Source organism: Massilia brevitalea, assembly GCF_030711405.1.
Classification (GTDB): Bacteria; Pseudomonadota; Gammaproteobacteria; order Burkholderiales; family Burkholderiaceae_D; genus Telluria; species Telluria brevitalea.
The window spans coordinates 74,906-101,634 of the sequence record NZ_JAULSI010000015.1 but is presented as its reverse complement, the minus strand read 5'-3'; the positions used below and the strand labels follow the sequence as shown (position 1 = coordinate 101,634).

Here is a 26,729-nt window from a genome sequence, read left to right as displayed (position 1 = left end):
CTATGCTGCAGGCATGGGACAAACAAGACGGCTGCGGACGAGATCGTTGTGCGATCTCTAAAGTTCCCGAAAAAGCTCATGCATTGAAGAATTTGTTTGCGTTGAAGCACGAGAAAGCGAGATTCTTTGGCCTGTGAGCAACACATGGGGAAGCGGCAAGCGGGCGATGGCAGAAAACAGGCTTTCGAACGCTGACGTACAATTGCCGTTTTCTCAAGGGAGGCCGGAATGCGCGCAATCGAAATCACCCAACCGGGCAAGCCTGAAGTACTGCAACTGTGCGAGCGGCCACAGCCCGAACTGAAGGCGGGCGAAGTGCTGATCCGCGTGCACGCGGCCGGCATCAACCGTCCCGACGTGCTGCAGCGCATGGGCCACTACCCGGTGCCGCCGGGCGCGTCCGACTTGCCGGGCCTGGAAGTGGCGGGCGAGATCGTCGATGGCGACCTGGGCGACAGCGGCCTCAAGAAAGGCGACATGGTCTGCGCGCTGGTGCAGGGCGGCGGTTATGCCGAGTACTGCGCGGCGCCGCTGGCGCAATGCCTGCCGATGCCCGAAGGCTTGACTGCGGTCGAGGCCGCCTCGCTGCCGGAAACCTTCTTCACCGTCTGGACCAACGTCTTCGACCGCGCCGGCCTGAAGGAGGGCGAGACCCTGCTGGTGCAGGGCGGCACCTCGGGCATCGGCGTGACGGCGATCCAACTGGCCACGGCGCTTGGGCACCGCGTGTTCGCCACCGCCGGCAGCGACGACAAATGCCGCGCCTGCGAGGAACTTGGCGCCGAACGCGGGATCAATTATCGGAGCGAGGATTTCGTCGAGGTCGTCAAATCCTTGACGGGCGGGAAGGGCGTCGACGTGGTGCTGGACATGGTGGCCGGGGATTATGTGGCGCGCGAGATTGATTGCCTGGCCGACGACGGGCGGATCGCGCTGATTGCATTGCTGGGTGGGGCGAAGGCGAATGTCGATTTGGGGCAGGTGCTGCGCCGCAGGCTGTCGATCAGCGGCTCGACCTTGCGGCCGCGGCCGGTGGCGTTCAAGGCGGCGATTGCACACAATTTGCGCGAGCATGTGTGGCCGTTGCTTGCAGCGGGGAAGATCAAGCCGGTGATTTACAAGACCTTCCCGTTGGAGCAGGCGGCCGAGGCGCATGCGTTGATGGAGTCGAGCACGCACGTCGGGAAGATTGTGTTGCAGGTGGTTTGAGGCATGGGGCGCCGATGATCGACCGGTGAAACCGCGTGGGCACGAGTGCCTAGCGCGGCCCGGCCCACCCTACGTATTCGAAGCCAGTGGCCGTTGCGTGCGTAGGGTGGGCACTTGTGCCCACGCGTCCAGCCCGATCAAGCGCATCTGTACGAACAAATGCTTGCCACGCTTTTAACACACCCGCTCAGCCATTGTTTGACCACCCCCAGAACGGCGGCTAGAATAGCGGGTTATTTGACTGTGGGGTTTTATGCGTCCCAAACTCGTCGTAGGTAACTGGAAGATGAACGGCAGCCGCGCGGCCAATGCGTCGCTGCTGGCCGGTATTGTTGCCGGACTGGGCAATGCAAAGGCCACCTGCGCCGTCTGCGTTCCCGCTCCCTATTTGCAGCAATGCGTCGACACGCTCACCGGCAGCCCGCTGGCCTGGGGCGCGCAGGACGTGTCGCAGCATGTGAGCGGCGCCTACACCGGAGAGGTCGCCGCCTCGATGCTGGTCGACCTCGGTTGCCAGTACGCGATCGTCGGCCACTCGGAACGCCGCGCCTACCATGGCGAGACGAACGAGACCGTAGCGCAAAAGGCGCTGGCCGCGCTGAACGCGGGCCTGACCCCGATCGTCTGCGTGGGTGAAACCCTGGCGCAGCGCGAAGCCGGTCAAACAAATGTTATCGTCACCCAACAATTGTCTGCCGTGCTGGACGTGCTTGACGCCGACGGTCTTGCGCGTATCGTGGTCGCCTACGAACCCGTGTGGGCCATCGGCACCGGCAAGACGGCGACGCCGGAGATGGCGCAGGAAGTTCATGCCCAGCTGCGCGCGCAATTGCATGAACGCAACGCTGAAGCAGCCGAATGCGTCGCCATCCTGTACGGCGGCAGCATGAAGCCGGAAAATGCGGTCGAACTGATGGCGCAGGCCGACATCGACGGCGGCCTGATCGGCGGTGCGGCCCTGAAGGCGGCCGACTTCCTGGCGATCATCGACGCTGCCGCCTGAGCCGCCTGAGCTGCCTGAATAGAATTTGCAACGTAGTTAAACTTGGAATGGAACTGTAATGAACGTGTTGTTCAATCTCGTAGTTGTCGTGCAGGTGATTTCTGCCCTGGTCATCATCGGCCTGGTGCTGCTGCAGCACGGTAAGGGCGCCGACATGGGCGCGGCCTTCGGTTCGGGCGCCTCGGGCAGCCTGTTCGGCGCCAGCGGTTCGTCGAACTTCCTGTCGAAGTCGACGGCCGTTGCCGCCGCGGTCTTCTTTGCCTCGACCCTGGGCCTGGCTTCGATGAGCAACAACCGCACCGTTGCCACCGGCGGCGGCGTGATGGAACGTGCCGGCCAGACCACCGTGCCGGCAGGTGCAGGCGCCAACGTGCCGGCAACCACCGCCCCGGCCGATGCGCCGGCCCCGACCGCCGGCGTGCCGACGGCTCCGGCGGCGGACGTGCCTGCTGCGCCTGCAGCCACCGCGCCGGCGACCACCGCTCCAGCGGCGCCGGCGCCAGCGGCTCCAGCCACGACCGCACCAGCTGTGCCGGCGACCCAGCAGTAAAGCGTTGTTAGTAGTTCCCCAGTATGCAGGTGGTGCGCAAGTGGTGCGCCACCGGTTTCTCAACTCTGTCAGCATCACGCTTCGGCATGAGCTAAAAGAAAGTTTGAGAAAAAGCTTACTTTTCCTTGAGACACCTCAATTTGTGCATTGAAAGAAGGTGTTAAGGCAGGGTATAATACTGGTCTCCAGCCGACGTGGTGAAATTGGTAGACACGCTATCTTGAGGGGGTAGTGGCGCAAGCTGTGCGAGTTCGAGTCTCGCCGTCGGCACCAAGATATAAAAGAAAGCCAGCAAGGGCGATGAGCAACCGCTCTCCAGCCTGAGCTGGCTTTTTTACGAGGATCAGTCGTACGGTCCTGGTGGCAGGTACGAAGCCAGGATTGCGCGATACGGCGCTGCAGGCATGCAGTGGTTTCATTAACCGATCGTTCAAATTAGGCTCCATCGTGAACCTCGAAAATTACTTCCCCGTTCTTCTCTTCATCCTGGTCGGTATCGGCGTTGGCGTCGCTCCCCAGGTGCTGGGCTATCTGCTCGGACCGAACCGCCCTGACGCGGCCAAACTCTCCCCATACGAATGCGGCTTCGAAGCCTTTGAAGACGCACGCATGAAGTTCGACGTTCGCTACTACCTGGTGGCGATCCTGTTTATTTTGTTTGATCTGGAAACGGCATTCTTCTTCCCATGGGGCGTCTCGATGCGCGAGCTGGGTTGGACCGGTTTCATCACGATGATGGTGTTCATCGCCGAATTCGTGGTCGGTTTCTGGTACATCTGGAAGAAAGGTGCCCTTGATTGGGAATAAGCCATGGCTATTGAAGGCGTATTAAACGAAGGTTTCATTACCACCACAGCCGATAAGCTGATCAACTGGGCGCGCACGGGATCGATGTTCCCGATGACGTTCGGCCTGGCCTGCTGCGCGGTCGAGATGATGCACGTGGGCGCGGCCCGCTACGACCTCGACCGCTTCGGCATCGTGTTCCGTCCGTCGCCGCGTCAGTCCGACGTGATGATCGTGGCCGGCACCCTGTGCAACAAGATGGCGCCGGCGCTGCGCAAGGTCTATGACCAGATGGCCGAGCCGCGCTGGGTGATCTCGATGGGCTCCTGCGCCAACGGCGGCGGCTACTACCACTACTCGTACTCGGTGGTGCGCGGCTGCGACCGCATCGTGCCGGTCGACGTCTACGTTCCGGGCTGCCCGCCGACGGCTGAAGCCCTGCTGTACGGCATCATGCAGCTGCAGAACAAGATCAAGCGCACCAACACCATCGCGCGTTAAACCAGCCGGATTCACCATGACGACAAAACTCGAAGTCCTCCAACTCGCCCTGGAAAAAGCACTGGGCGAGGGCGCCGCCATTTCCGCGGCGCTCGGCGAAGTGACCGTGGTGGTCAAGGCCGCCGACTACCTGCGTTCGATGCAGGCCCTGCGCGACGATCCGTCGCTCCGATTCGAAGAGCTGATCGACCTGTGCGGCGTCGACTATTCCGAATACGGCGAAGGCGCCTGGGATGGCCTGCGTTTCGCGGTCACCTCGCACCTGCTGTCGATCGAGCATAACTGGCGCGTGCGCGTGCGCGTGTTCTGCCCGGACGACGACATGCCGCTGGTCGAATCGGTAACAAGCATCTGGCGCGGCGCCAACTGGTACGAGCGCGAAGCGTTTGACATGTATGGCATCCTGTTCGACGGTCACGGCGATTTGCGCCGCATCCTGACCGACTATGGCTTCATCGGCCACCCGTTCCGCAAAGACTTCCCGATCTCGGGCTACGTCGAAATGCGCTACGACCCCGAGCAGAAGCGCGTGATCTACCAACCCGTGACGATCGAGCCGCGTGAGAACATCCCGCGCGTGATCCGCGAAGAAACCTACGGGATGAAATAATGGCTGAGCTTAAGAACTACACCCTGAACTTTGGTCCGCAGCACCCGGCAGCGCACGGCGTGCTGCGTCTCGTGCTGGAGCTGGACGGCGAAGTGATCCAGCGCGCCGACCCGCACATCGGCCTGCTGCACCGCGGCACCGAGAAGCTGGCGGAAACCCGCACCTACCTGCAGTCGGTGCCGTACATGGACCGCCTCGACTACGTGTCGATGATGTGCAACGAACACGGCTACGTGCTGGCAGTCGAAAAGCTGCTCGGCATCGAAGCGCCGGTCCGCGCCCAGTACATCCGCGTGATGTTCGACGAAATTACCCGCCTGCTGAACCACCTGATGTGGCTCGGCGCGCACGCGCTCGACATCGGCGCCATGGGCCCCTTCCTGTACGCTTTCCGCGACCGCGAAGATCTGTTCGACGTCTACGAGGCGGTGTCGGGCGCGCGCATGCACGCGGCCTACTACCGCCCGGGCGGCGTGTACCGCGATCTGCCGGACACCATGCCGCAGCACCGCGAGTCGATTATCCGCAGCAAGAAGGCGATCGCCCAGCTGAACGAAGACCGCCAGGGTTCGGTGCTCGACTTCATCGAGGCCTTTACCAAGCGCTTCGACGGTTACGTCGACGAATACGAGACCCTGCTGACCGATAACCGTATCTGGAAGCAGCGTACGGTCGGCATCGGCGTGGTGTCGCCGGAAGCGGCGAAAGCCATGGGCTTCACCGGCGCCATGCTGCGCGGCTCGGGCATCGCCTGGGACCTGCGCAAGACCCAGCCGTACGCCGTCTACGACAAGCTCGAATTCGACATTCCGGTCGGCACCAACGGCGACTCCTACGACCGCTACCTGGTGCGCGTGGAAGAAATGCGCCAGTCGAACCGCCTCATCAAGCAGTGCATCAACTGGCTGCGCGTGAATCCGGGTCCGGTCATGGTCGACAACCACAAGGTGGTCCCGCCTGCGCGCGAAGAAATGAAGTCGAACATGGAGTCCCTGATCCACCACTTCAAGCTGTTCACCGAAGGCTTCCACGTCCCGCCGGGCGAGGCCTATGCCGCGGTCGAGCACCCGAAGGGCGAGTTCGGCATCTACATCGTGTCGGACGGCGCCAACAAGCCTTACCGCCTGAAGATCCGTACGCCCGACTATGCCCACCTGCAGAGCCTGGACGAGATGGCGCGCGGCCACATGATTGCCGACGCCGTCACGATCATCGGTACCCAAGACATCGTTTTCGGCTCTATTGACCGGTAACGCGCGCGTCCGATAAGTCCGAAGGAAAAAATATTATGTTGTTATCCGAGCAGTGCTATAAAAAGATCGACCGCGAGCTGGGCAAGTACCCGGCCGACCAGCGTCAATCGGCCGTGATGGCCGCGCTGGCCCATGCCCAGGTCGAACTGGGTTGGCTGTCGCCAGAAACCATGCAGGAAATCGCCGACTACATCGGCATGCCGGCAATTGCCGTGCAAGAAGTCGCGACCTTCTACAACATGTACAACACGCGCCCGGTCGGCACGCACAAGATCACCGTGTGCACCAACCTGCCGTGCGCCCTGTCGGGCGGCGAACGCGCGGCTCACCACCTGAAGCAAAAGCTGGGCGTCGATTTCCGCAGCACCACCGACGACGGCCAGTTCACCCTGCTCGAAGGCGAGTGCATGGGCGCCTGCGGCGACGCGCCGGTGATGCTGGTGAATAACCACCGCATGTGCTCGTTCATGAGCAACGACAAGATCGACGCCCTGGTGGATGAACTGAAGGAACAGAAGCGATGACCAGCCTGCACGACCGTCACATCAACCCGCTGATCCTGAAGGACCTGGACGGCGAGAACTGGCACCTGGAAGACTACGTCAAGCGCGGCGGCTATTCGGCCCTGCGCAAGATCCTCGAAGGCGGCATCACGCAGGAACAGGTGATCGCCGACCTGAAGGCATCCGGCCTGCGCGGCCGCGGCGGCGCCGGTTTCCCGACCGGCCTGAAGTGGAGCTTCATGCCGCGCCAGTTCCCTGGCCAGAAATACCTCGTCTGCAATACCGACGAAGGCGAGCCGGGTACGTTCAAGGACCGCGACATCATCCGCTACAACCCGCACGCGCTGATCGAAGGCATGGCCATCGGCGCCTACGCGATGGGCATCACCGTGGGCTACAACTACATCCACGGCGAGATCTTCCAGGAATACCTGCGCTTCGAAGAAGCGCTGGAAGAAGCGCGCGCCGCCGGTTTCCTCGGTGATGGCATCATGGGCAGCACGTTCAACTTCCAGCTGCACGCAGCCCACGGCTACGGCGCCTACATCTGCGGCGAAGAAACCGCGCTGCTCGAGTCGCTGGAAGGCAAGAAGGGCCAGCCGCGCTTCAAGCCGCCGTTCCCGGCCTCGTTTGGCCTGTACGGCAAGCCGACCACGATCAACAACACCGAGACCTTTGCCGCGGTGCCGTTCATCTTCAACGTCGGTCCGGAAGCCTACATGGGCATGGGCAAGCCGAACAACGGCGGCACCAAGATCTTCTCGATCTCGGGCGACGTCGAGCGTCCGGGCAACTACGAGATTCCGCTGGGCACGCCGTTCGCGACCCTGCTCGAACTGGCCGGCGGTATGCGCGGCGGCAAGAAGATCAAGGCCGTGATTCCTGGCGGTTCCTCGGCTCCCGTGATCCGCGGCGAAGTCATGATGGAAACGAACATGGACTACGACTCGATCGCGAAAGCCGGTTCGATGCTGGGTTCGGGCGCGGTCATCGTCATGGACGAAACGCGCTGCATGGTCAAGTCGCTGCTGCGCCTGTCGTACTTCTACTACGAAGAGTCCTGCGGCCAGTGCACGCCTTGCCGCGAAGGCACCGGCTGGCTGTACCGCATGGTGCACCGTATCGAGCACGGCCAGGGCCGTCCGGAAGACATCGAGCTCCTGAACAACGTGGCGTTCAACATCAAGGGCCGCACGATTTGCGCCCTGGGCGAAGCGGCAGCCATGCCGGTGGAAGCCATGATCAAGAACTTCCGTGAGGAATTCATTCATCACATCGAGCACAAGCAATGCTGCGTGCCCGAGTACCTTTAAGCCAGGTCAGGTAACGATCAAATGGTTGAAATTGAATTAGACGGCAAAAAAGTCGAAGTCGCACCAGGTTCCATGGTGATGGACGCCGCAAACAAACTCGGAACCTACATTCCGCACTTCTGCTATCACAAGAAATTGTCGATCGCAGCGAACTGCCGCATGTGCCTGGTCGAAGTGGAAAAAGCGCCGAAGCCGATGCCGGCTTGCGCCACGCCTGTTTCGCCTGGCATGGTGGTGCGCTCGCACAGCGACAAGGCCGTGGCCGCGCAGAAGTCGGTCATGGAATTCCTGCTGATTAACCACCCGCTGGATTGCCCGATCTGCGACCAGGGCGGCGAATGCCAGCTGCAGGATCTGGCAGTCGGCTACGGCAAGGGCGAATCGCGCTACAACGAAGAAAAGCGCGTCGTCACGCCGAAGGAAGCCGGTCCGCTGATCTCGATGGAAGAAATGTCGCGCTGCATCCAGTGCACCCGTTGCGTGCGTTTCGGCCAGGAAGTGGCCGGCGTCATGGAATTCGGCATGCTGGGCCGCGGCGAGCACTCGGAAATCACGACCTTTGTCGGCAAGACTGTCGACTCTGAAGTGTCGGGCAACATGATCGATCTGTGCCCGGTCGGCGCTCTGACCAGCAAGCCTTTCCGTTATTCGGCACGTCCGTGGGAACTGCAGCGCCGCAAGTCGGTGTCTCCCCACGACTCGCTCGGCACCAACCTCATTGTCCAGGTCAAGGGCGGCAAGGTCATGCGCGTGCTGCCGCTGGAAAACGAGAACATCAACGAGTGCTGGCTGTCGGACAAGGACCGCTTCTCGTACGAAGCGCTGGACAACGCCGACCGCCTGGTCAACCCGATGATCAAGCAGGGCGGCGAATGGATCGAAACCAATTGGAAAGCCGCGCTGGAATACGTGGCCCACGGCCTGCGTAACATCCGCCACGAGCACGGCGCCGACAGCATCGCCGCTGTTGCCACCGCCCACTCGACCGTGGAAGAGCTGTACCTGCTGAACAAGGCCATGCGCGGCTTCAACGTGAACAACGTCGACTTCCGCCTGCGCCAGAGCGACTTCGCCCTGGACGGCGCCGTCACGCCTTGGCTGGGCATGCCGATCGCGGAACTGTCGAACCTGAAGCGCGCCTTCGTGATCGGTTCCTTCCTGCGCAAGGACCACCCGCTGGCCGCGACCCGCCTGCGCCAGGCAGTCAAGGGCGGCGCCAAGCTGGCTATCCTGCACGGTTCGGACGAGGACAACCTCATTCCTACCGCGAACAAGATCATCGCTGCGCCGACCGACTGGCTGGCTGCGCTGAGCGAGATCGTGTCGGCCGTGGCTGCCTCGAAAGAAACCGCCGCACCTGCCGGCTTCGAGAACGTGCAAGCCGGTGACGCTGCAAAAGCCATCGCTGCTTCGCTGGTCGCCATCGACGCCGACGTTGCCGGTGCTGTGCTGCTGGGTAACTCGGTCCTGCACCATCCTGAAGCCTCGAAGATCCACGCCGCCGCGCAGTGGATCGCCGATGCAACGGGCGCGAAATTCGGTTACTTCGTCGAAGCGGCGAACACGGTCGGCGGCCACCTGGTTGGCGCGACCACGAACACCGATTTGTTCAGCGTACCGAAGAAAGCTTATGTGCTGCTTAACGCGGAACCGGAACTCGATGCGGCCAACCCGCAGCAAGCCCTGGCCGCGCTGAAGGGCGCCGAGATGGTGGTCGCCATGTCGCCGTTCAAGCACGGCATGGACTACGCCGACGTGCTGCTGCCGATCTCGCCGTTCAGCGAAACCGCCGGCACTTTTGTGAACTGCGAAGGCCGTGCACAGAGCTTCAACGGCACCGTCAAGCCGCTGGGCGAAACCCGTCCTGCGTGGAAAGTGCTGCGCGTGATCGGCAACCTGCTGGGCCTGCAAGGCTTCGATTACGATACCGCCGAAGCGATCCGCGACGAAGCGCTGGGCAAAGGCGTGCTTGATCACTCGGCCAAGCTGAACAACATCGCCAAGTTGGCTCCGACCGCCGCCGCACGTGCCGAGGAATCCGGTTCGCTGCAGCGCCTGACCGACGTGCCGATCTATTTCGCCGACGCCATCGCGCGCCGTTCGGAACCGCTGCTGCGCACGGCCGACGCCAACGCACCGCTGGTCCGTCTGCCGTCGAAGCTGGCTGAACAGCTCGGCGTAAAAGCCGGCGACACGGTGAAGGTCACCCAGGGCAGTGGCTCGGCCATCCTGGTTGCCGACATCGACGCCCGCCTGCCGGCGAACGTCGTGCGCGTTGCCGCCGCTCACCCGGCCGTCGCCACCCTCGGCGCCATGTTCGGCACCATCAACATTGAAAAAGCAGGGGAGGGCAAGTAATGGCAACGCCCGGTTTTATCGATAGTTTTTACGAGCTCGGCGCTACCAGCCCGATCGCGCCGGTCTGGCCAGTCCTCTGGACCCTGATCAAGATCCTGTGCGTCTTGCTGCCGCTGATGGGCCTGGTTGCCTATGCGACCCTGTGGGAACGTAAGCTGATCGGCTGGATCCACATCCGTCTCGGCCCGAACCGCGTGGGTCCTGCAGGCCTGCTGCAGCCGATCGCCGACGCGGTCAAGCTGCTGGTCAAGGAAATCGTCATTCCTGCCAAGGCGACCACCAAGCTCTTCATCCTGGGCCCGATCATGACCATCATGCCGGCCCTGGCCGCCTGGGCGGTCGTGCCTTTCGGTCCGGATGCGGCGCTGGCCAACGTGAACGCCGGTTTGCTGCTGCTGCTGGCGATCACCTCGATCGAAGTCTACGGCATCATCATCGCAGGCTGGTCGTCGAACTCGAAGTACGCCTTCATGGGCGCCATGCGCGCCTCGGCCCAGATGATTTCCTACGAAATCCCGATGGGCTTCGTGATGGTCGTCGTGCTGATGGTCACCGGTTCGCTGAACTTCACCGACATCGTCCAGAGCCAGCAGGTCGGCATGGCCGCGTCGCATGGCCTGAACCTGTTCTCGTGGAACTGGCTGCCGCTGCTGCCGCTGTTCTTCATCTATTTCATTTCCGGCCTGGCCGAATGTAACCGCCACCCGTTCGACGTCGTCGAAGGCGAATCGGAAATCGTGGCCGGCCACATGGTGGAATACTCGGGCATGTCCTACGCGATGTTCATGCTGGCCGAATACGCCAACATGATCCTGATCGGCACCCTGGCCTCGATCATGTTCCTGGGCGGCTGGAGCGCACCGTTCGGCTTCCTGGAATTCGGCGGCGCCTTCGGCGGCTTCTTCTGGCTGTTCCTGAAGATGTTCCTGATGGTTTCGGCCATGGTCTGGGTCCGCGGCACCTTCCCGCGTTACCGCTATGACCAGATCATGCGCCTGGGCTGGAAAGTGTTCATCCCGGTGACCCTGGTCTGGCTGGTGCTGATCGCCGGCGTCATGCAGACGTCCTGGAATATCTGGAAGTAAGAGAGCATATTCACATGAACCGAATTAAAGAAATCCTCGGCAGCCTGATGCTGACCGAACTGTTCAAGGGTCTGGCGCTGACCGGCAAGTATGCCTTCTCGCGCAAGATCACCGTGCAGTACCCGGAAGAAAAGACCCCGATGTCGAACCGCTTCCGCGGTCTGCATGCGCTGCGCCGCTACCCCAACGGGGAAGAACGCTGCATCGCCTGCAAACTGTGCGAAGCAGTTTGCCCGGCCATGGCCATCACGATCGAATCGGCGCAGCGCGAGGACGGCACCCGCCGCACCACGCGCTACGACATCGACCTGACCAAGTGCATCTTCTGCGGCTTCTGCGAAGAGTCCTGCCCGGTCGATTCGATCGTCGAGACCCACGTGCTGGAATACCACGGCGAAAAGCGTGGCGATCTCTACTACACCAAAGAGATGCTGCTGGCCGTGGGCGACCGTTACGAAGCCGACATCGCTGCGGCACGCGCGGCTGACGCGCCTTACCGTTAACAAGAAAAAGGTCCCCGTCAGTCATGGAACTTACTACGATTTTTCCCACGATCCTGTTCTACGTGTTCGCGGCCGTCATGGTCGTGTCCTCGTTGCTGGTCATTACCTCCAAGAACCCGGTCCACGCCGCGCTGTTCCTGGTGCTGGCCTTCTTCAACGCCGCCGGTATCTGGCTGCTGCTGAAGGCCGAATTCCTCGCCATCGTGCTGGTGCTGGTGTATGTCGGCGCCGTCATGGTGCTGTTCCTGTTCGTCGTGATGATGCTCGACATTAACGTCAACCGCATGCGCGAAGGCTTCTGGGGCTACCTCCCAATGGCCCTCGGCATCGGCGCCTTCATCGTGCTGGAAATGGGCCTCGTGCTGTGGAACGGCTTCAACACCGTCGGCCTGAGCACCGAAGCGGCCGCCCTGAACCTGGGCGGCACCAAGGAACTGGGTCTGCTGATCTACACCAGGTACATCTACGGCTTCGAGATTGCCGCCGTGGTGCTGCTGGTGGCGATCATCGCCGCCGTCGCCCTGACCCTGCGCAAGCGCAAGGACAGCAAGGCCATCGACCCGGGCGCCGCCGTGCGCGTGAAACGTAACGACCGCCTGCGCATCGTCAAGATGGAGCCGGTGAACCAGCGCGCCATCGACGAAGCGAATGTCGCCGCCGCCGCTGCAGCGCAGAACAAGGAGCAAAACCCGTGACTTTATCGCTTGCACACTACCTGGTCCTGGGCGCGATCCTGTTCGCGATCTCGATCGTCGGTATTTTCCTGAACCGGAAGAACATCATCATCCTGCTGATGGCCATCGAACTGATGCTGCTGGCAGTGAACCTGAACTTCATCGCCTTCTCGCATTACCTCGGTGACGCGGCGGGGCAGATCTTCGTGTTCTTCATCCTGACCGTCGCGGCCGCCGAATCGGCGATCGGCCTGGCGATCCTGGTGGTCCTGTTCCGTAACCTGGACACGATCAATGTGGAAGACCTCGACAGCCTCAAGGGCTGATCCGGTCTCGGCTGATAATTAATAACGATTAAGGTTCAACATGGCGGGGCAACTCTCTTCCTCAATGTTACTGGCGGTGCCTCTGGCGCCGCTCGCAGGCTCGGCGATTGCCGGCCTGCTCGGTACCAAGTTTCTCGGTAACGTGGTCGGCCGCAAGGTCTCCCACACGGCAACCATCCTGGGCGTCCTGATCGCACTGATCATCTCGGTCCAGACCCTGATGGCCATCCTCGACGGCGCACCGGTCTTCAACCAGGACATCTACACCTGGATGACGGTCGGCACCGTCAAGCTGGCGGTCGGCTTCCAGATCGACACCCTGTCGGCGATGATGATGTGCGTGGTCACCTCGGTCTCGCTGATGGTCCACATCTACACCATCGGCTACATGGCCGAGGACGAAGGCTACAACCGCTTCTTCTCGTACATCTCGCTGTTCACCTTCGCCATGCTAATGCTGGTCATGTCGAACAACTTCCTGCAGCTGTTCTTCGGCTGGGAAGCGGTGGGCCTGGTGTCCTACCTGCTGATCGGCTTCTGGTACACCCGTCCGACCGCGATCTTCGCCAACATGAAGGCCTTCCTGGTCAACCGCGTCGGCGACTTCGGCTTCATCCTCGGTATCGGCCTGCTGCTGGCGGCCTCGGGCACCATGCACTACGGCGAAACTTTCGCCCAGGCCGACAAGCTGGTCGGCATGACCGTGCCCGGCATCGGCTGGCCGCTGCTGACCGCCGCCTGCATCTGCCTGTTCATCGGCGCGATGGGCAAGTCGGCGCAGTTCCCGCTGCACGTCTGGCTGCCGGACTCGATGGAAGGCCCGACCCCGATCTCGGCACTGATCCACGCCGCGACCATGGTTACCGCCGGCATCTTCATGGTGTCGCGCATGTCGCCGCTGTTCGAACTGTCGGACGGCGCGCTGAGCTTCGTTATCGTGATCGGCGCGATTACCGCACTGTTCATGGGCTTCCTCGGCATCATCCAGAACGACATCAAGCGCGTGGTCGCTTACTCGACCCTGTCGCAGCTGGGCTACATGACCGTCGCCCTGGGCGCCTCGGCCTACTCGGTGGCCGTGTTCCACCTGATGACCCACGCCTTCTTCAAGGCGCTGCTGTTCCTTGGCGCCGGTTCGGTCATCATCGGCATGCACCACGACCAGGACATGCGCAACATGGGCGGCCTGCGCAAGTACATGCCGATCACCTGGATCACCTCGCTGCTGGGCTCGCTGGCCCTGATCGGTACCCCGTTCTTCGCCGGCTTCTACTCGAAGGACTCGATCATCGAAGCGGTGCACGCCTCGAACATCCCGGGTGCGGGCTTTGCCTACTTCGCCGTGCTGGCTGGTGTCTTCGTGACTGCCTTCTACTCGTTCCGCATGTATTTCCTGGTGTTCCACGGGGAAGAGCGCTTCGGCAAGGCACACGCCCACGACCATCATGCGCATGACGATCACAAACAAGCGGTTGCAGCGGGCCACGGCCACGCCGATCCGCACGCGACCCATGATTCGGACGCGCATCATGAGGAAGAGCACGACGACCACGGCCACCACGGCCTGGCCCCGGGCCAGAAGCCGCACGAATCGCCATGGGTCGTGACCCTGCCGCTGGTCCTGCTGGCGATCCCGTCGGTCATCATCGGTTACCTGGCCATCGGCCCGATGCTGCACGGCGACTTCTTCAAGGGCGTCATCTTCGTCGGCGAGAACCACACCGCGATGGAAACCCTGCGCGAGGAATTCCACGGCGCCGTCGGCATGGCGATCCACGGTTTGACGACCGCACCGTTCTGGCTGGCACTGGCTGGCGTGGTGGTGGCCTACTACTGCTACATGATCAACCCGCGCGTCCCGGCCTGGTTCTACGCGAAGTTCAAGCCGCTGCACACGCTGCTGGACAACAAGTACTACATGGACAAGTTCAACCAGGCAGTGTTTGCCGGCGGCGCACGCGCCATCGGCGGCGGCCTGTGGAAAGTGGGCGACCGTGCGCTGATCGACGGCCTCATCGTCAATGGCTCGGCCAAGGCGGTCGGCTGGTTCGCGCTGCTGACCCGCAAGGGCCAGACCGGCTACATCTACCACTACGCGTTCGTGATGATTGCGGGTATCGCTGCGACCCTGCTGTACTTCTTCCCGTTCTGGCGCTAATTACAGGCAAAGAAAAAGACAAATGATGCAGAACACCTCTCATTACCTGAGCCTGTCAATCTGGCTCCCGATCCTGTTCGGCGTGCTCGTGCTCGCCGTGGGCCGCGACAGCAACCGCGGACTGGTCCGCGTGCTGTCGCTCGTCGGCGCCGTCGTCAGCCTGCTGCCGACGATCCCGCTGATCACGCAGTTCGACAACGCCGCGCATGGCATGCAGTTCTATGAAGTCGCGCCGTGGATCGAGCGCTTCAACATCTTCTACCGTCTCGGTGTCGACGGCCTGTCGATGTGGTTCATCCCGCTGACCGCCTTCATCACCATCATCGTGGTGGCGGCCGCCTGGGAAGTCATCGAAGAACGCGTGGCCCAGTACATGGGCTCCTTCCTGCTGCTGTCGGGCCTGATGATCGGCGTCTTCGCGGCGCTGGACGGCGTGCTGTTCTACTTCTTCTTCGAAGCGACCCTGATCCCGATGTTCATCATCATCGGCGTCTTCGGTGGCCCGAACCGCGTGTACGCAGCCTTCAAGTTCTTCCTGTACACGTTCTTCGGCTCGCTGCTGACCCTGATCGCGATCATCTACCTGTACAACGTCTCGGGCACCTTCGAGATCCAGAAATGGCATACCCAGGCGCTGGGCATGAAGGAGCAGATCCTGATCTTCATCGCCTTCTTCATGGCCTTCGCCGTGAAGGTGCCGATGTGGCCGGTGCACACCTGGCTGCCGGACGCCCACGTGGAAGCGCCAACCGGCGGTTCCGTCGTGCTGGCCGCGATCATGCTCAAACTCGGCGCCTACGGCTTCCTGCGGTTCTCGCTGCCGATCGCGCCGGACGCTTCGCACTACCTGGCGCCGGTCGTCATCGTGCTGTCGCTGATCGCCGTGATCTACATCGGCCTGGTGGCCATGGTCCAGAAGGACATGAAGAAACTGGTCGCCTACTCGTCGATCGCGCACATGGGCTTCGTCACCCTGGGCTTCTTCATCTTCAACGAGATGGGCGTGCAGGGCGGCATCATGCAGGCGATCTCGCACGGCTTCGTGTCGGGCGCGATGTTCCTGTGTATCGGCGTGCTGTACGACCGCATGCACTCGCGTGAAATCGCCGACTACGGTGGTGTCGTGAACACGATGCCGAAGTTTGCCGCCTTTGCCGTGCTGTTCTCGATGGCGAATGCCGGCCTGCCGGCCACCTCGGGCTTCATCGGCGAATTCATGGTGATCCTGGCTGCCGTGCAGTTCAACTTCTGGACCGGCCTGGCTGCCGGCACCGCCCTGATCCTGGGCGCGGCCTACTCGCTGTGGATGGTCAAGCGCGTGGTATTTGGTCCCGTGGGCAACGCCCACGTGGCCAAACTTGTTGATCTCAACAAGCGCGAGTTCGCCATCCTGGCCGTGCTGGCGATTGCCACGCTGTACATGGGCCTGTACCCGGCGCCAATTGCAGATACCCTGCAGACTTCGGTTGCCGACCTGCTGCAACACGTGTCCGTGTCCAAGCTGCCTCAATAAATCGATATGAACGAGATGACCAACCCATTGCTCGCGGCGGCCGACACCAACCTGGTGCCGGTCTATGCCGAAATCTTCCTGCTGATCGCGGCTTCCGCGATCCTGCTGATCGACCTCTACCTGAAGAAGTCGAACCGCAACGTGACCTATTACCTGTCGCTGCTGACGGTGATCGGCTGCGCCGTGCTCACCGGCGCCGACTTCGTCGACGGCGCCACCGTCTACACGTTCAACCACATGTACGTGTCGGACCCGATGGGCAACCTGCTCAAGCTGTTTACCTACCTGGCGGTCGCCATCACGCTGGTGTATTCGCGCCAGTACGCCACCGAGCGCGGCATGCTCTCGGGTAACCTGGGCGGCGAGTTTTATGTGCTCGCGCTGTTCGCCATGCTGGGCCAGATGATCATGATCTCGGGTAACAGCATGCTGTCGATCTACCTGGGCCTGGAACTGATGTCGCTGTCGCTGTACGCCCTGGTGGCGCTGCGCCGCGACCACGCGACCTCGACCGAAGCCTCGATGAAGTACTTCATCCTGGGTGCGCTGGCCTCGGGCTTCATGCTCTACGGTATCTCGATGATCTACGGCGCCACCGGTTCGCTCGACGTCAACGAGATCGCCGCCCGCGCCATCAACGCCGACAGCACCATCCTGACCTTCGGCCTGGTGTTCGTGGTGGCCGGCATGGCCTTCAAGCTGGGCGCGGTGCCGTTCCACATGTGGGCGCCGGACGTCTACCAGGGCGCGCCGACCGCGGTGACCCTGCTGCTGGGCGGTGCGCCGAAGCTGGCCGCATTCGCCATGCTGATGCGCGTGCTGGTCGAAGGCCTGCCGAGCATGGCTGCCGACTGGCAGCAGATGCTGATGGTGCTGGCCGTGCTGTCGCTGGCCATCGGTAACCTGACCGCCATCGCCCAGACCAACATCAAGCGCCTGCTGGCCTACTCGTCGATCGCCCAGATGGGCTTCGTCCTGCTGGCCATGATGGCCGGCGTGGTCGGCGGCGACACCAGCAACATGCCAGCCGCCTACAGCGCCGCCATGTACTCGTCGATCACCTACGTCCTGACCACCCTGGGCAGCTTCGGCGTGATCATGATGCTGGCGCGTTCGGGCTTCGAAGCCGAGCAGATCGCCGACTTCAAGGGCCTGGGCCGCCGCAGCCCGTGGTTCGCGATCGTCATGACGGTGCTGATGTTCTCGCTGGCCGGCGTGCCGCCGATGATGGGCTTCATGGCCAAGTGGGCCGTCCTGCAGGCCGTCGCCAACACCGGCATGATCTGGCTGGCCGTGGTGGCCGTGCTGTTCTCGCTGATCGGGGCCTTCTACTACCTGCGCGTTGTGAAGACCATGTGGTTCGACGAAGCGGTCGACACCACCCCGATCGCTACCCCGGCCGACATGCGCCTGGCGCTGTCGATCAACGGCATCGCCGTGCTGGTGCTGGGCATCGTGCCGGGCGCACTGCTGGGCACCTGCCTGCAGGCGATCCGCGCTACCCTGGCGGCTTGATTGGACGTTTCGCTGGCCGGCTGGCTGGTGGTGGCGGTGGCGCTCGCCGCCGCCAACCTGCCGTTCGCGAACGATAAGTTGTTTGGGTTGATTCCCATGAGCGCGCGCACGAAACCCTTCTTCGTGCGCCTGCTCGAGCTGCTTGTCTTATACTTCATCGTCGGCGCACTGGCCTACGCATTGGAATACGCCATCGGCAACGTGTTTGCCCAGGGGTGGGAGTTCTATGCGATCACGGGCTGCCTGTTCGTCGTGCTGGCGTTTCCAGGGTTTGTCCTACGTAACCTGCGCAAGCGCCGCTGATCGTCAACGTAGGGTCAACCTGGGAGTCCAATGGATTCGCAATCGCAATTGAAGGAAATTCGCCTCGACGGCGAAGTCGCCTACGACGGCAAGTTTTTAAAAGTCTCGCGCGACCGCATCCAGCTGCCCGACGGTAAAATCACCCACCGCGAGTACATCCGCCATCCCGGCGCCGTCTGCATCCTGCCCCTGTTCGACGATGGCCGCGTGCTGCTCGAACGCCAGTTCCGCTACCCGAACGACAAAGTCTTCATCGAGTTCCCGGCCGGGAAGATCGACCTCGGCGAAGAACACCTGGCCTGCGCCCGGCGCGAGCTCGAAGAGGAAACCGGCTACACCGCCAGCGACTGGCGCTTCGTGTGCACCATCCACAACGCCATCGCGTATTCCGACGAACATTTGGAACTGTTCCTGGCGCGCGGCCTCACCGCCGGCGAGCCGAAGCTCGACGACGGCGAGTTCCTGGAAACCTTCACCGTCACCGTGCCGGAGTTGATGGAGATGGTCAAAAGCGGCGAGATCACCGACGTGAAGACCATCATCGGCGCGTTCTGGCTGGAGAAAATCGTCAGCGGAACCTGGACCCCCGCCGCCTGAGACTCCCCCGCCGAAATGAAAATCGCGCTTGCGCTGGCCTCTCTGTTCACGCTGGCCCCCGCGAGCGCGCGCACGCCGTTCCAGGCCCGATGCGAAGACACCATCGGCGACAGCATCTCGGTGTTTACGCTGCGCCAGAACGGCTACCGCGTCGACAATTCCTATTCTTTCCACGGCCTGACCCGGCTGAAAGGCAACCGCGCCCCCGGCAGCTATGTGCTTGGGCTGACGCGGGCCGAGTCGCACGTGTCGATCGGCGTGAAGGGGCGCATGCTGTCCGACCCGGCCACCGGCTACGAATGCGTGGCGCCACGCCTCGACGTCAACCTGACCTATCTCCCGATCATCGTCTACGTGGGCCGCGAGTTTACGCCGGGCACCTGCGCGTACAAGGAAATCCTCACACATGAGATGCGCCACCTGAACGCCTACATGGATTTCCTGCCGCGTGCGGAAAAGGTGGTGCGGGCAGCGCTCGAGGCGCGTTTCGCCGGCAAGCCGCTGTACGCGCCGGCGGGGCAAGCGCGCAATTTGTTGCAGCGCGAGATAGACACTGGTTGGATGCGCTTCATCAAGAACGAGATGGCGAAAGTAGAGGCCTTGCAGGCAGCAATTGATACTCCGCAGGAATACGCGCGTCTCGGCAAAGTTTGTGCAGGTGAGGTACAGTCTCTTATTAGACCGGCAAAACGAAAAAACAACACATGAATTCCTTAGCTCCACGTTACTTCGCTTTGATCCCCGCAGCCGGCGTCGGGGCGCGCATGGCCGCAAGCGGACCGAAGCAATACGTCAAGATCGGCGGCAAGCCGATGCTGCGCCACGCCATCGACGCTTTCCTGTTCAGCGAACTGATCGCGCATACCTATGTCGTGGTCAGCGCCGACGATCCTGTCATCGACAGCATCGTCCCCAGCCACGGCGTGACCGTGCTCCGATGCGGCGGCGCAACACGCGCCGAATCGGTGCAGAACGGCCTGGCCGCCCTGAACGGCACCCTGCGCGAAAACGACTGGGTGCTGGTACACGACGCCGCCCGCCCTGGCCTGGACGAAGCCCTGATCGAAAAACTGATTACCCATACCGGCGAACACCCGGTCGGCGGCGTGCTCGCGCTGCCGGTGGTGGACACCGTCAAGCGCTGCATCGCCGGCGAAGTCGGCACCGTCTCGCGCGAAGGCATGTGGCTGGCGCAGACGCCGCAGATGTTCCGCTACAAGCTGCTGCGCGAGGCCTTGGCCGCTGCACGCGACATGAAGCAGATCACCGACGACGCCTCGGCCGTCGAAGCGCTGGGCCTGTCGCCGAAACTGGTCGAGGGCGATCCGCGCAATCTGAAAGTCACCTTGCCCGGCGACGTACGCATTGCCGAGATGTACCTGGCAACGACCCAACCCGCATTCCTGTAAACGAACCATGGCACTTGCATCTTATAACCCGACCCCACCGTTTCGCATCGGCACCGGCTACGACTGCCACCGCCTGGTGGAAGGCCGCAAGCTGATCGTCGGCGGCGTCACCATCCCACACCGCCTCGGCCTGTTCGGCCATTCCGACGCCGACGTTCTGCTGCACGCGATCATCGACGCGCTGCTCGGCGCCGCGGCGCTGGGCGACATCGGCAAGCATTTCCCGGATACGGACCCGATGTTCGCCGGCGCCGATTCCCGTACGCTGTTGCGCGAGGCGGCGACCCGTGTCCTTGCCACCGGCTACACCATCGGCAACGTCGACGCCACCATCATTGCCCAGCAGCCGAAGATGGCGCCGCACATCCCGCAAATGGTCTCGCGCATCGCCGAAGACCTGGGCGTGTCGCCGCAACAGGTGAACATCAAGGCCAAGACCAACGAGAAGCTGGGCTACCTCGGCCGCGAAGAAGGCATGGCGGCGGAAGCGGTGGCGATGCTGATCCGCGCCGCGGCCTAACGACCTCGCCCATATCGGGAAACACGACCGGCACGGCAGTCGGAGGGGTGTTGATGAAGATGTCGGCGGATTGAGCTGGCATTTCGACCTGCATGCGCCGCACCGCGTGGGCACAAGTGCCCACCCTACGAAAACCCGCTCCACGTAGGGTGGGCACTCGTGCCCACGCGGTCGTACGGCAACACACCCCACCGCGGCCGACACCTCACCAGCCAAATCATCGGCAAAAACTGCCAACCCTCTGCACGCCCCGCACATCGTTGCTAAAATACCATCCCTGACCCACGCGTGTCCAACGCGTCCATTCCGGGGAATAACAATGACAACGCAAACCGAGATGTCCCCCCGCGCCGCCTGGGTGCTGATCCTGGCCGCCAGCGCCATCCTGATGATCACCATGGGCGCGCGCCTGACCACCGGCCTGTTCCTCTCGCCGATCAACACCTCCACCGGCCTCGGCATCGCCAGCATCAGCTTCGCCATGGCCATCGGCCAATTCATGTGGGGCGCCTCGCAGCCCGTGTTCGGCGCCGTGGCCGACAAATACGGCCCCGCGCGCGTGATCGTCCTTGGCGCCGTGCTGCTGGCCGCCGGCCTGGCCGCTACGCCTTTCGTCAGCTCGGAATGGGGCCTGATGCTGACCCTCGGCATCCTCTCGGCGGCAGGCGCCGGCGCCGGCAGCTTCTCGATCCTGATCGGCGCCACCGCCCAGCGCCTGCCCGCCACGCGCCGCCCCTTTGCCTCCGGCTTCATCAACGCCGGCGGCTCCTTCGGCCAGTTCGTCTTCGCACCGCTGATGCAGGCGCTGATCGCCGGCCCCGGCTGGATACTCGCCATGCTCACCATGGCCGCCACCACCTTGCTCACCATTCCGCTGGCCTGGTTCCTGCGCAAGAAGCCTGCATCGGCGCCGAGCGTGGCCGCCGCCGGCGCCGCCCCCGTCATCGGCATCGGCCTCACCGAACAACTGCGCCAGGCCATGCGCGACCGCAGCTACCTGTTCCTGCACGCAGGGTTCTTTACCTGCGGCTTCCACATCGCCTTCCTGGTCACCCACCTGCCGGGCGAAGTCGCCTTGTGCGGCCTGCCGGTGGGCGTGGCCGGCACCGCGCTTGGCCTGATCGGCCTGTTCAACATCGCCGGCAGCCTGACGGCCGGCGCGCTCTCGACGCGCTACCGCATGAAAAACCTGCTGGCCCTGATGTACGCCAGCCGCGCCGTCATCATCGGCATCTACCTGCTCGCGCCGAAGACCGCACTGACCTTCTACATCTTCGCCGCCGCCCTCGGCTTCACCTGGCTGGCCACGGTGCCCCCAACGGCCGGCCTGGTCGGCAAGCTGTTCGGCACGCGCTACCTGGCCACGCTGTTCGGCCTGACGCTGCTGTCGCACCAGATCGGCGGCTTTTTCGGCGCCTGGCTGGGCGGCCTGGCGTTCGTGCGCTTCGGTGACTTCAGCTGGATGTGGTACGCCGACATCGCGCTGGCCATTGCCGCGGCCCTGATCAACCTGCCGATCCGCGAGGCGCCGGTGGCGCGCGCCGGCGCACTGGCGAAAGCTTAAGCATGGCGCGCGATACCTGGGCCTACCGCGAAGTGGCGGTGCACTCGGTGGTCGACCCGCGCAGCGGCAAGCTGTGCATCCGGCCCATGCCTGGACAAGCCTTTGCGCCATCGATGCGGGTGCAGTGCGCCAGGGCCCTGAGCGACCCAGAGCAATATCCGGCAGGGACGCGCTTCCTGCTGCAGGCCAAGCTCACCGACCGCCTCGGCGGCGAACCTTTCTTGTACGCCTGGCACGGCGACCCGGTGCAGGTGCTCGATGCGGCGAAGGCGAAGAAGTTCCTGGCCGCCTTCCGCCGCGGTCGGATATAACTCCCCAATTCGTCGCTGCGCACATCCCGATACAAAAATGTTTACTATCGGGACTTTGCTAACGAAGAAGAAAGGGGAGTAAATGGCAACCAAGAAAATCGCCATCGTGGTGGGCAGCCTGCGCAAGGACTCGTTCAGCGGCAAGATCGCCAAGACGATGATCGGGCTCGCCGCCGGCAAGCTCGACATGGAAATCGTCGAGATCCGTGACCTGCCGATCTACAACCAGGACGACGACACCGAGACGCCGCCGCCGGCCTTTACCGCCTTCCGCGACAGCATCCGCGCCGCCGACGGCGTGCTCTTTATCACGCCCGAATACAACCGCTCGGTGCCGGGCGCGCTGAAGAACGCCATCGACGTTGGCTCGCGTCCCTACGGCAAGGCGGCCTGGACCAACAAACCCTGCGCCATCGTCAGCCAGTCGCCGGGTGCGCTGGGCGGCTTCGGCGCCAACCACCACCTGCGCCAGATGCTGCCTTTCCTGAACATGCCGGCCATGCCGGCGCCGGAAGCCTACCTCGGCGGCATCGCCACCAAGTTCGACGGCGACCGGCTCACCGACGACTCGCTGCGCGACTTCCTGCAAACTTTCGTCGACACCTTTGCCGGCTGGGTCGAAAAACACAGCGCCTGAACGCGGCCGCGCCTGCCGCTGTCCTCCACATCGCCGGCCAGTGCCGGCGATTTTCATTCATCGCCCCAGCCGCGCACTTTTGACAAGCCGCAAACGCGCAGGTCGCTGCCCCCTTAGCCTTGTAGCTCGTGTGAAGGGCGGCTTTCCCCGGTCGGGAAGGACCGGTCCGCTTCCCACGGCTTTCCCGCATGCGGTGCTTGTTACGGCATCGGGAACATCGACCAACAACCACACCTAACGAGGCGAAGAATGTACCCATTTTCCCAATCCGTGCATCCGGCGGTGCGCACCCACCTGGACGCGCAGACCGCTTTCCTGAACGACGTGTCGAAATCCTTCTTCCAATCCTTCCAGCAGATGTGCGACCTGAACATCCAGCTGGTACAAACCATGCTCGAGGAAAGCACCATCGCCGGCCAGCAACTGATCACGGCCGACCGCCAGAGCGAGGTGATCAGCGCCGCGGCAGCGCGCGCCCAGCCGGCCAGCGAAAAGCTGCGCGCCTACCAACAGCACATCTCGCGCCTGGCGGCCGACGCCCAGGTCGAACTGGCCCGCGTCACCGAACAGCACGTACAGAACACCTCGCGTACCGCCCGCGCCCTGGCCGACGAAGTGTCGCGCACGGCAAGCGAAGAGACCGAACGGGGCCTGCGCAAGTCGCAGGAAACCGTGGAGTGCTTCACCGATCCGTTCGTGCGTTCCGGCTATACCGGCAATGGCCAGGCCGAACCGCGCCGCGCCGGGGGCGACGCGCAAACCTCGCAGGCTTCGCAGGGTAATACCGGTGCGCACGTGCAGGCTGGCCAGGGCGCCGGCATCGGGCGCGGCGATGGCAATCCTGCCGGCTCCCAGGCCGGCCGCGGCGCATAGGGCACCTGGCGTTTGAGTCAGCGTCGGTTCTGTAGGGTGGGTTCTCGAACCCACCACATGCAGACGGATGCGTACTTTGATGCGCAAGGTAAACCGGGTTGCGCAAGCATTCGGTACAAGCTGCGGCAACGCGTACTTTCAGTGCGCGCTGTCTTCCCGCGCATCCTCGTCCTCGGCCCGCTCCCGGTCCAGCTCGGCCTTCATCGCCGCCACGTCGTCCATGAACTCATCCACCGAGGCATCCGGCGTGGCGCGCATGTCGGGTGGCAGCAGCACCGACATGTAGAGCTCGTCGGCCAGGCGCCCGTTACGCCCCTCGTTGCTGATGAGTACCAGCCCGGATCCAAGCAGGGCCAGCAGCGCGCAGAGCGCCGTGAAGCGCCGGCGCGGGCGCGGCGCTACCGTCGTCAGGTGGAAGTACACCATGCCCGCCACCAGCACGATCGCCACGTGCGAGCCATAGCGCGTGAACACCTCGATCGACAAGGAGTAGCCGATGGCGCTGGAGACCAGCCGGAACAGCATCAGCACCGCCACCCCGCAGCCGAAAATGAACAGATGCCGCCCCAGCCGTGCATGGCGCCCGAACAGGCGGTTGCCGAGCGCCCACAGTCCGGCCCAGACCAGCCCGGCGCCGATGCCGTAGGCCAGCGCCGCCAGGTAGCGGAACAGGCGGAACGGCTGGGTATCGGCCAGCCACATCGTGAACAGGGCCACCAGCGCGATCAGCGCCGTGCCGGCCAGGCCGGGCAGGATGCCTTCCCAGCCGTGCCGGGTGCGGTCGAGCAGTTCGGCCGCCACCCGGAAATCCGCCGCGCGCACGCGCAGGCTGGTATGCCCGAGGCGCACCACGGTGTCGCCGTCCAGCGCCAGCGTGGCCGTGCGCCTGCCGCGGTGGACCACGCCGTTGCGCGTGCCGAGGTCGCGCAGCAGCAGGCCGCCGTTGCCGTCACGCTCCACCTGCGCGTGGCGCGGCGCCACGTAGGCGTCGTCGAGGATGTAGTCGTTGTCGTAGCCGCGCCCGATGCGGATCGGCAGCGTGTCGACGCGGTGGCGGTGCAGCACGTCGCCGTTGCGCGCCAGGGTTTCGATGAACCACGGGCCCGTCATAGTTTCCCGCTGCGCCCGAGCGCATTCAGGAAGGCGCGCGTGACGCGCATGCCGTTGTCGTAGGACACGCCGGTGACGTCGAGCCGGCTTTGCAGGCTGGCTTGCGGATTGTCGGTGCTGGCCGTCAGCAACGTAAAGTTGTACAGGCCAGGGAATTTGCGGTAGGCGCGCACGCAGGTGACGGCGCGCAGCGGCAGGGTGTTGGTATGCACGAAGCGCTCGCTGCACAGCGGCCCGGTGAGGCGCGTGTCGCGCGTGCTGCCGAGGCGGTCGATGCGGAACTGGCTGCTGGCCAGGGCCGCGAAGCGCAGCGGGTGCAGCGAAGGCGAGCGCAGGTACTGGTGGGTCATCGACACGTGCCCGGTCTGCTGGGTGTCGGAGACGTAGATCGCCGACTCCATCGCGCAGCTCAGGGTGTCGGCACTGTAGGACGTCTCGGCCTTCACGTTCGAGCGCCCCCAGCAGCGCACCTGGCCGGATTCGCGCACCGGCACCCGGTAGGGCCCCATGTTCTTGATCGCCAGCGGCGTGTCGAGCAGGCGCGCCACCATCGCCCTCTGGTGCGCCAGCAATTGCGCGGCGATCAGCGGATTGAAATCCCTGGGGGGCGCGCCTTGCAGCGCCACCGTCTTCAGCAAGTCCTGCGCATACTTCACGGGTACCAAAAAGCTGACCGCCTCGCCGTCGCGCCGCTTCGATACATTGATCCCGGCCACGGTGCCGCCGGCCGTCACGCTCGGCCCGCCGCTCATCCCGGAATTGATCGGGCCACTGAAAATGAGCTGGTCATAGAAGCTGCGGCTGACCACGCCGTTGTAGGCGCCTTCGGAAATGGCAAAGCCGAGGTCGAGCGGATTGCCGAGCGAGTACAGCGGCTGGCCCTGCGTGAGTTTGACAGGCTTCTCGGGCACGATAAAAAAGCCGCTGCCTTGCCGGTTGACACGCACTACCGCCAGGTCGTGCAGCACGTCGACCGCCAGCAGCTCGATCGGCCCGCGGTTGCCGTCGGTGTCGACATACTCTCCGGCGTAGACGTCCGGGTCGAGCGCCATCTGCGACACCACGTGGTAATTCGTCAGCACCAGGTTCGAGTCGCCGACCAGGAAGCCGGAGCCGACCGTGGACTGAGTGCGGCCGTTCCTGAGCAGCATGCGGATCTGCAGCAGATCGCCCTGGGCCGAGGAATACAGTTCCTGGGCCGCCGAGGAGGGCTGGGGCAAGGTCGTGGTGGTATCGGTTTCGCCGGGGCCGGGCGCCTGCGGCGTGGCGGCGGGAGGTGTAGCCGGCGGGGTGACCAGCGGTGGTGCGGTCGGAGGCGGCGTGTCCGGCCTGGCTGCCGGCTGCGCGGCCGTCTGTTTCAAGGGCGCAGCGGGCCTGTCGCCAGTTGCGGCGAGGGACGTGCTCAGGCAGGACAGCAGGAAGAAGCTGGCGGCGCGTCGCATGGCTGTCGGCGCCGGCAGCAGCCGACAAGCGGCCGCTGCCGCGCACATCGGTGGCTAGGGTGAACCTATTCTGCCACCAGACCAGCCAACGTGCACGACCTTA

General features: G+C 63.6%; 28 protein-coding genes and 1 tRNA gene. 27 read left to right on the top strand and 2 right to left on the bottom strand.

Features of this window, described 5'->3' with window-relative positions:
- Nucleotides 1-228: 228 nt before the first annotated feature.
- The 27 genes from QWL29_RS11690 to QWL29_RS11560 all read left to right on the top strand — a co-directional run bounded on the left by QWL29_RS11690 (nucleotide 229) and on the right by QWL29_RS11560 (nucleotide 24,074).
- A complete protein-coding gene (locus QWL29_RS11690; protein WP_305823066.1) occupies nucleotides 229-1,209 on the top strand; it encodes an NAD(P)H-quinone oxidoreductase in 981 nt (326 codons plus the stop codon).
- A 253-nt stretch (nucleotides 1,210-1,462) separates the two neighbouring features.
- Nucleotides 1,463-2,212, top strand: coding sequence for a triose-phosphate isomerase (gene tpiA, locus QWL29_RS11685; protein ID WP_305823065.1), 750 nt, complete (start codon nucleotides 1,463-1,465; stop codon nucleotides 2,210-2,212).
- Nucleotides 2,213-2,270: 58 nt separating this feature from the next.
- On the top strand, nucleotides 2,271-2,762 hold the full coding sequence (secG, locus tag QWL29_RS11680; protein ID WP_305823064.1) for a preprotein translocase subunit SecG: 492 nt from the start codon (nucleotides 2,271-2,273) through the stop codon (nucleotides 2,760-2,762).
- A gap of 188 nt (nucleotides 2,763-2,950) precedes the next feature.
- Nucleotides 2,951-3,035 (top strand) — tRNA-Leu (locus QWL29_RS11675).
- 174 nt (nucleotides 3,036-3,209) lie between these two features.
- On the top strand, nucleotides 3,210-3,569 hold the full coding sequence (locus QWL29_RS11670; RefSeq protein ID WP_305823063.1) for an NADH-quinone oxidoreductase subunit A: 360 nt from the start codon (nucleotides 3,210-3,212) through the stop codon (nucleotides 3,567-3,569).
- Nucleotides 3,570-3,572: 3 nt separating this feature from the next.
- Entirely contained in the window at nucleotides 3,573-4,049 is a 477-nt protein-coding gene (locus QWL29_RS11665) for a NuoB/complex I 20 kDa subunit family protein (protein ID WP_020654624.1), read from the top strand.
- 16 nt (nucleotides 4,050-4,065) lie between these two features.
- Nucleotides 4,066-4,659: an NADH-quinone oxidoreductase subunit C gene (locus tag QWL29_RS11660; RefSeq protein ID WP_305823062.1), complete on the top strand. Its 594-nt coding sequence runs from the start codon at nucleotides 4,066-4,068 to the stop codon at nucleotides 4,657-4,659.
- Nucleotides 4,659-5,912 carry an NADH-quinone oxidoreductase subunit D gene (locus QWL29_RS11655; protein ID WP_305823061.1) on the top strand — a complete coding sequence of 418 codons (1,254 nt, stop codon included), beginning with the start codon at nucleotides 4,659-4,661 and terminating at the stop codon, nucleotides 5,910-5,912. Before QWL29_RS11660 ends, QWL29_RS11655 begins: the two co-directional genes overlap by 1 nt.
- Nucleotides 5,913-5,947: 35 nt before the next feature.
- On the top strand, nucleotides 5,948-6,436 hold the full coding sequence (nuoE, locus tag QWL29_RS11650; protein ID WP_305823060.1) for an NADH-quinone oxidoreductase subunit NuoE: 489 nt from the start codon (nucleotides 5,948-5,950) through the stop codon (nucleotides 6,434-6,436).
- Complete coding sequence (gene nuoF / locus QWL29_RS11645; RefSeq protein WP_305823059.1) at nucleotides 6,433-7,728, top strand: NADH-quinone oxidoreductase subunit NuoF; 1,296 nt, start codon at nucleotides 6,433-6,435, stop codon at nucleotides 7,726-7,728. Before nuoE ends, nuoF begins: the two co-directional genes overlap by 4 nt.
- Before the next feature lie 21 nt (nucleotides 7,729-7,749).
- Complete coding sequence (gene nuoG, locus QWL29_RS11640; RefSeq protein WP_305823058.1) at nucleotides 7,750-10,086, top strand: NADH-quinone oxidoreductase subunit NuoG; 2,337 nt, start codon at nucleotides 7,750-7,752, stop codon at nucleotides 10,084-10,086.
- Nucleotides 10,086-11,171: an NADH-quinone oxidoreductase subunit NuoH gene (gene nuoH / locus QWL29_RS11635; RefSeq protein ID WP_305823057.1), complete on the top strand. Its 1,086-nt coding sequence runs from the start codon at nucleotides 10,086-10,088 to the stop codon at nucleotides 11,169-11,171. Before nuoG ends, nuoH begins: the two co-directional genes overlap by 1 nt.
- A 14-nt stretch (nucleotides 11,172-11,185) precedes the next feature.
- A complete protein-coding gene (nuoI, locus tag QWL29_RS11630) occupies nucleotides 11,186-11,674 on the top strand; it encodes an NADH-quinone oxidoreductase subunit NuoI (RefSeq protein WP_305823056.1) in 489 nt (162 codons plus the stop codon).
- 23 nt (nucleotides 11,675-11,697) lie between these two features.
- The gene (locus QWL29_RS11625) at nucleotides 11,698-12,369 is read left to right on the top strand and encodes an NADH-quinone oxidoreductase subunit J (RefSeq protein ID WP_305823055.1); all 672 of its coding nucleotides are present in this window, start codon (nucleotides 11,698-11,700) and stop codon (nucleotides 12,367-12,369) included.
- Nucleotides 12,366-12,674 (top strand): NADH-quinone oxidoreductase subunit NuoK, encoded by a 309-nt coding sequence (nuoK, locus tag QWL29_RS11620; RefSeq protein ID WP_056333562.1) that lies wholly within the window; start codon nucleotides 12,366-12,368, stop codon nucleotides 12,672-12,674. Before QWL29_RS11625 ends, nuoK begins: the two co-directional genes overlap by 4 nt.
- Nucleotides 12,675-12,714: 40 nt before the next feature.
- Nucleotides 12,715-14,832, top strand: a complete 2,118-nt coding sequence (nuoL, locus tag QWL29_RS11615) for an NADH-quinone oxidoreductase subunit L (protein ID WP_305823054.1) — start codon at nucleotides 12,715-12,717, stop codon at nucleotides 14,830-14,832.
- A 22-nt stretch (nucleotides 14,833-14,854) separates the two neighbouring features.
- Nucleotides 14,855-16,345 (top strand): NADH-quinone oxidoreductase subunit M, encoded by a 1,491-nt coding sequence (locus QWL29_RS11610; RefSeq protein ID WP_305823053.1) that lies wholly within the window; start codon nucleotides 14,855-14,857, stop codon nucleotides 16,343-16,345.
- A 15-nt stretch (nucleotides 16,346-16,360) separates the two neighbouring features.
- Complete coding sequence (gene nuoN, locus QWL29_RS11605) at nucleotides 16,361-17,860, top strand: NADH-quinone oxidoreductase subunit NuoN (protein WP_305823052.1); 1,500 nt, start codon at nucleotides 16,361-16,363, stop codon at nucleotides 17,858-17,860.
- A complete protein-coding gene (locus QWL29_RS11600; protein ID WP_305823051.1) occupies nucleotides 17,861-18,163 on the top strand; it encodes a DUF2818 family protein in 303 nt (100 codons plus the stop codon).
- Between the two features lie 30 nt (nucleotides 18,164-18,193).
- The gene (locus tag QWL29_RS11595; RefSeq protein ID WP_305823050.1) at nucleotides 18,194-18,760 is read left to right on the top strand and encodes an NUDIX domain-containing protein; all 567 of its coding nucleotides are present in this window, start codon (nucleotides 18,194-18,196) and stop codon (nucleotides 18,758-18,760) included.
- Nucleotides 18,761-18,775: 15 nt separating this feature from the next.
- Nucleotides 18,776-19,468, top strand: coding sequence for a hypothetical protein (locus QWL29_RS11590; RefSeq protein WP_305823049.1), 693 nt, complete (start codon nucleotides 18,776-18,778; stop codon nucleotides 19,466-19,468).
- A complete protein-coding gene (gene ispD / locus QWL29_RS11585) occupies nucleotides 19,465-20,169 on the top strand; it encodes a 2-C-methyl-D-erythritol 4-phosphate cytidylyltransferase (RefSeq protein ID WP_305823048.1) in 705 nt (234 codons plus the stop codon). Before QWL29_RS11590 ends, ispD begins: the two co-directional genes overlap by 4 nt.
- A 7-nt stretch (nucleotides 20,170-20,176) precedes the next feature.
- Nucleotides 20,177-20,689, top strand: coding sequence for a 2-C-methyl-D-erythritol 2,4-cyclodiphosphate synthase (gene ispF, locus QWL29_RS11580; protein ID WP_305823047.1), 513 nt, complete (start codon nucleotides 20,177-20,179; stop codon nucleotides 20,687-20,689).
- A gap of 319 nt (nucleotides 20,690-21,008) precedes the next feature.
- Complete coding sequence (locus tag QWL29_RS11575) at nucleotides 21,009-22,253, top strand: MFS transporter (RefSeq protein WP_305823046.1); 1,245 nt, start codon at nucleotides 21,009-21,011, stop codon at nucleotides 22,251-22,253.
- Nucleotides 22,254-22,255: 2 nt separating this feature from the next.
- On the top strand, nucleotides 22,256-22,564 hold the full coding sequence (locus QWL29_RS11570) for a hypothetical protein (protein WP_305823045.1): 309 nt from the start codon (nucleotides 22,256-22,258) through the stop codon (nucleotides 22,562-22,564).
- 82 nt (nucleotides 22,565-22,646) lie between these two features.
- Nucleotides 22,647-23,201 carry an NADPH-dependent FMN reductase gene (locus tag QWL29_RS11565; protein WP_305823044.1) on the top strand — a complete coding sequence of 185 codons (555 nt, stop codon included), beginning with the start codon at nucleotides 22,647-22,649 and terminating at the stop codon, nucleotides 23,199-23,201.
- A gap of 249 nt (nucleotides 23,202-23,450) precedes the next feature.
- Nucleotides 23,451-24,074 carry a phasin family protein gene (locus QWL29_RS11560; protein ID WP_305823043.1) on the top strand — a complete coding sequence of 208 codons (624 nt, stop codon included), beginning with the start codon at nucleotides 23,451-23,453 and terminating at the stop codon, nucleotides 24,072-24,074.
- A 138-nt stretch (nucleotides 24,075-24,212) separates the two neighbouring features.
- On the opposite strand, the gene QWL29_RS11555 is transcribed toward QWL29_RS11560, so the two are convergent.
- Together QWL29_RS11555 and QWL29_RS11550 are read right to left on the bottom strand one after the other, a co-directional pair.
- Entirely contained in the window at nucleotides 24,213-25,184 is a 972-nt protein-coding gene (locus tag QWL29_RS11555; protein WP_305823042.1) for an FHA domain-containing protein, read from the bottom strand.
- The gene (locus QWL29_RS11550; RefSeq protein ID WP_305823041.1) at nucleotides 25,181-26,626 is read right to left on the bottom strand and encodes a S1 family peptidase; all 1,446 of its coding nucleotides are present in this window, start codon (nucleotides 26,624-26,626) and stop codon (nucleotides 25,181-25,183) included. Before QWL29_RS11550 ends, QWL29_RS11555 begins: the two co-directional genes overlap by 4 nt.
- Between the last annotated feature and the right edge of the window lie 103 nt (nucleotides 26,627-26,729).